Origin of the sequence: Dyella sp., assembly GCF_035277725.1 — a bacterium.
GTDB lineage: Bacteria > Pseudomonadota > Gammaproteobacteria > Xanthomonadales > Rhodanobacteraceae > Dyella_B.
On sequence record NZ_DATEJY010000274.1, the window covers coordinates 1 to 4736 of the forward strand.

Genomic DNA, 4736 nt, shown 5'->3' on the forward strand with positions numbered 1-4736 from the left:
GAGCAAACACCAGTCGTACCCGAACCGCCGTCCGAATCATCCGAGCCGATGAACACCAGCGAAGAGCTCCACAAGCGGCATGTGGTCGCCGAGCATCACGAGCATGAGCGCGCTCATGACAAGCACCCATGATGCGTGACGCAGCGAACCATTTGACGATCGAACGGATAATGTTCGAGCCGATCTAGCAGCGTGCATTTGCGAACACCTTAAGCTCGGAACATTCAAAGCTGAAGAAAAGCGGGGCACCTGTCCCGCTTTTTTGCTGCGTGCAATAAACACAACGCCTACACGAGCAGCGTATTTATACTGCAAATAACACTCACCGACATTACCGCCCACATGGATCCGCGCGCATAACACCGCGCCACAGCGAATAGAGTGGTACCGTGCCTTATCGCCTGCTCAATTAGGTAATGGGAATTGATCAGAGAAGCACCATCGGCAACTCGTTTGGTTGCAACACAAGCTCCAACCAGGCTTGGCTTTCTTCCCCATTGAGGGAAGGGAAAGAGGATTGAGTAGTTGACTCAATCTGCTTGAAGGGGATCCAGGATAACCACTTCCATGGCTCAAATGCCTCTTTGCGACAAGGAGAAGCGCGTATGAAGTCGTTTTCCACCGTTCACCGCATTGCACTCGTGGCCGCTCTGTTGTTGACCGTGCCCGCCGTGCACGCCGCGGATATGCAGCCGCTGGCCACCTCGAAGGTGTCGACCGTAAGCAGTCAAGACACTGACACCTACGACAAATTCATTATTTCCTACCGCCAGGGTAGCGGCATTCGCAACAACCGCAATGAAGTGACCAAGGACGTCCAGTTTGCAATAACGGCCTCCGGTATAGGCCGCATGGCATCTGCTTATTCCACGGCAACCATGCCGTCATTGACCGTAACCTATAAGCGCAAGCTAGGCATTGGCGCCGAACTGGTGCAGACGTCGCGCAGGCTCAACGCGGCGGAAGCCAATGCGTTGATGAAAAAAATCGCAGTGAACCCTGATGTGGTCTATGTAGAGCCCGATTGGAAATTGCGCATCGATGACGTGGCCCGGCCGGTTTTCCCGCCACCGCGCACCGGTGTTCGCAGCAAAACATCTATTTTTTCGCCGTCGGCATTCATGCCAAACGACGCGTTCTACTTTCTTCAGTGGAATTTTTACGCGTCAGCTGCTAGCGGTGCGCACATCGATAATGCTTGGGACTTGGCAAGTGGCACAGGTGTTACGGTAGCCGTCATTGACTCAGGCGTCGCTCCGAACCCTGACATCAATACTATTTGGGTCTGCGATGGCTATAACTTTTCAAGCGACGATGGTCCCAACCGGGACAAATGCGGCTGGGATCCAGGCCATCCGGTCAGTAGCAGAATACCTAGCACTTGGCATGGCACCAAAGTCCAGGGAATTATCAATGCCGAAACCGACAACGTCATCGGATTGGCGGGCGTTGCCTACAACGCGAGGGTGATACCCATCCGCGCCGTGCCATGGGATGGCGCCAACGTTTCAGACGTCGTCGATTCCATCGAATGGGCATCAGGCGGTCATGTGGATGGAGTCGAGGACGCCAAGTATCCGGCACAGGTGATCAACATGAGCTTCGGAAATATGGCCGGCCCGTGCTCGAGATTCGAAGCGCTTAGCCAAGCCGTACAACGAGCGGTAGCGCGTAACGTCGTTCTAGTCGCTTCCGCTGGTAACAACGACGCCGACAATGCCAACCATATACCCTCCAGTTGTCCTGGCGTGATCGCCGTCGCCGCTACGGATTATTTCGGCAGGCGAGCAGCCAGGTACTCCAATTATGGTGCGGCAGTTGCATTGGCAGCACCTGTTGGCGGAGCAAATGGACCATATGAGGATTACTGGGAATGGTCGTGGCTGCTTAGCAACTCGGGTACGTATGCACCCAATTTGGATAGTGAGCCTGAAATCACTCCCGACGTCGGTACTTCGTTTGCAGCCCCGCTGGTCACGGGCACTGTGGCGCTTATGATCAGCCTTCGACAGGAGGCGGGGCTTCCCCCTGCTTCACCCGCGCAAATCAGAGCGTGGCTGACTAGTAGCGCATATCCCTTTCCCACCCCGCCGGACAGACCCATCGGCAGTGGCATTCTGGATGCCCATGCGGCCGTGATAAAGGCGATCGAGAGCAACGAAAACTAAGTAAGAATGTTCGCCGACCGTTCATGCCGCGCCTTTCAGCGAAGCCACTTACGCGCGGCGTGAACGCCCCTCAGTCGTCTCGGTACAACGTAGATGGCGCTGTGCCGCTATCTACGCTTATGAAGCTCATAAAATGTCCCGCGAGCAAAAGCAACCATCGCGCTGGAGTACCTAAGGCGATCGTGGATTGGCAACACCTTCACCCAGAATCCTGCCGCTCACCTCCGCGCCATACAGCGAATCCGGTGTGTCGTGATACGCCTTGCGCGTCTCTATGATCGAGCCTTTGAAGCGTGGATCCTGCGGACGCTCGTGCGCATTCATGAAATACGCCACGTCCCATGCGTCCTGGTCGGTAAGCGTGTTGCCGCGACCCAACGGCATATTGGCCTTGATGAAACCGGAAGCATTGTCGAGCCGCTCCATGCCGGCGCCCCAGTTGAAGGATTGCGCGCCCCATAGCGGAGGGAAAGCCGTGCGATCGGCAACGCGCTGGCCCTGGCCGTTGTCGCCATGGCATAGCGCGCAATCGCGCCTGAATACCGCTTCGCCGCGAGCGTAATCCGGGGTTTGTGCCGGCTTGGGCAATTTCGGATAACCGTGTCCGGGCGGCGCAACGCCGATAGGTTCGCCTTTCGACATCCAATACGCATACGCCTCCAAGGCGACGAGTACGTCGTCGCCCAACGGCGGCGCCTTGCCGTTCATGCTGTACTGGAAACAACCCTGCAAGCGTTCGGCAAACGTGTTGACGTGATGATTCTTGGCGCGATACGCGGGATACATCGGATAGGCACCCCACATCGGCGCGCTGTGCGCGAGTCGGCCGGCATCGAGATGGCAGTTCTCGCAGTTCAATGCGTTGCCGACGTAGGCTTTGGCGTAGCGGCCGGTGTCGGTGAAGATCTGCCGTCCTAGGGCGATTTGCTTGCCGAAATCGTCATGGGGGATCGAGGATTCCGGCGGCGGTTCGAAATGGCTGACGACTTTTGCTGTCGATGTTGCTGCAGCGGGCGCGTGAGCAGCTGAAGGAGCCGCCTGCTGTTCCGGTTGATGGCACGCAGCAAGTGCAAGCGATGCCGTCATCGCCATCCATCGCCAGCGCATCATGGCTGCGGCTCCTTCGTCGGCGTCGCGGGCTGCGCGGCATACCACGCACTGATCGCAGCGATATCTGCCTCGCTCAACTTGCCGGCAACGGTTTGCATCAGCTGCAATGGATCGTTGCGTCGCGCTCCTTGTTGCCAGGCATGCAACTGATTGCTCAGATAAAGCGCGGATTGCCCAGCCAGCGGCGGAAAATGATCGCCGACACCAACGCCGCCCGGACCATGGCATTGCTCGCAGGCGGGCACGCCTTTCGACCATTGTCCGCGCGTGGCAAGCGATTGCGCGAGCTGTGTGTTGCCTAAAGGTGTCGGTGGCGAAGTCGCGGGCGGCACGGGCAATTTGCTGTAATAAGCCGCCACGACATCGCGCTCCGTCTCCGTCAATCCGCTTGCAACTGGCTGCATAGTGGCATTGACGCGCAAGCCATGGGCAAAATCGTCCAGCTGCTTGCGCAAATACGCCTGCGGCAATCCTGCCAAACGCGGAAACCCGGCTGCCGCCTGTCCGCCGCCATCCGCAGCGTGACATGCCATGCATGGCGCCACACCGTGGCCGTTGCCCTGCTTCGCAAGCGTGGTGCCATCCGGCGGACCCGCGAGCGCGGCGTCCGCCATCAACGCGCCGCACGCCAACAACGTGATGCGAAACGCACTCATGGCTGCGGCGGCTGGAAGCCGTACTTGCGATAAATCGCCTGCGCTTCGGTGGAAGCCATGAAGGCCAGGAAATCCTTCGCCGCCTGCGTATGCGGCGCATCTTTCATACGCGCTGCCGTGTACGTGGCGGTGACGTTCTGCGCCGCTGGGATCGCAACCGTTTCCACCGGGTGATGCAGCACCTGCTGCTGGAAATACGCCTCCGTCGACCACACCGGCGCCGCATCCGATTCGCCTTGCAGAATGCGCAGCGGCGATTCGCGATGATGGATGCGGGTGAGATAAGTGCTGCCATCCTTCACTTTGCTGTCCATGATGGCGTGATCCAACACATCGCCGCCGGCTTTGTGATAGCTGGCTTCGATCTGCTTGGCGATGCCTTCCCACTGCGGATTGGGCATGCTGACGCGCACGTCGGCGCGACCGAGATCCTGCAAACCTTCGATGTGCTTGGGGTTGCCCTTCGCCACCATGATCGCCAGCGGATTGCGCGCGTAGTCAACCGTGTCGGCAAACCAGCTGTGCTGCTTTTGCAATTCACCGATCGAGCCTTTGCCGTTGGTGAAGATATCCGGCTTCAACGCAATACGCAGATTGCCCATCACCAGCGAGCCGGTTTCGATCTGCTTGGCCAGTATGCCCGGCGGCAAGGTTTCCACGAACACGCGTTGATACTGCCGATAGCGTTGCTTGAACGCTTCCACCAGATCGTGCACCACCATGAATTGATTGCCGGCGAAGAACACCGTCAGTTGCGGATCGACAATATCGCCATGCAGATCGGCAATGGCATCGAACGGCG

At 58.3% G+C, this 4736-nt stretch carries 4 protein-coding genes; 1 reads left to right on the forward strand and 3 read right to left on the reverse strand.

What is annotated here, in order from left to right:
- The first annotated feature begins 605 nt into the window (after positions 1-605).
- The gene (locus VJR68_RS21995; RefSeq protein ID WP_324151072.1) at positions 606-2168 is read left to right on the forward strand and encodes a S8 family serine peptidase; all 1563 of its coding nucleotides are present in this window, start codon (positions 606-608) and stop codon (positions 2166-2168) included.
- Positions 2169-2339: 171 nt separating this feature from the next.
- Here VJR68_RS21995 and VJR68_RS22000 read toward each other — a convergent pair whose 3' ends face one another.
- The 3 genes from VJR68_RS22000 to VJR68_RS22010 all read right to left on the reverse strand — a co-directional run.
- The gene (locus tag VJR68_RS22000) at positions 2340-3278 is read right to left on the reverse strand and encodes a c-type cytochrome (protein ID WP_324151073.1); all 939 of its coding nucleotides are present in this window, start codon (positions 3276-3278) and stop codon (positions 2340-2342) included.
- Complete coding sequence (locus tag VJR68_RS22005) at positions 3275-3934, reverse strand: c-type cytochrome (protein ID WP_324151075.1); 660 nt, start codon at positions 3932-3934, stop codon at positions 3275-3277. Before VJR68_RS22005 ends, VJR68_RS22000 begins: the two co-directional genes overlap by 4 nt.
- Positions 3931-4736, reverse strand: an 806-nt coding sequence (locus tag VJR68_RS22010; RefSeq protein WP_324151076.1) for a substrate-binding domain-containing protein, incomplete at its 5' end; no start/stop codon positions are given. The genes VJR68_RS22005 and VJR68_RS22010, both read right to left, overlap by 4 nt.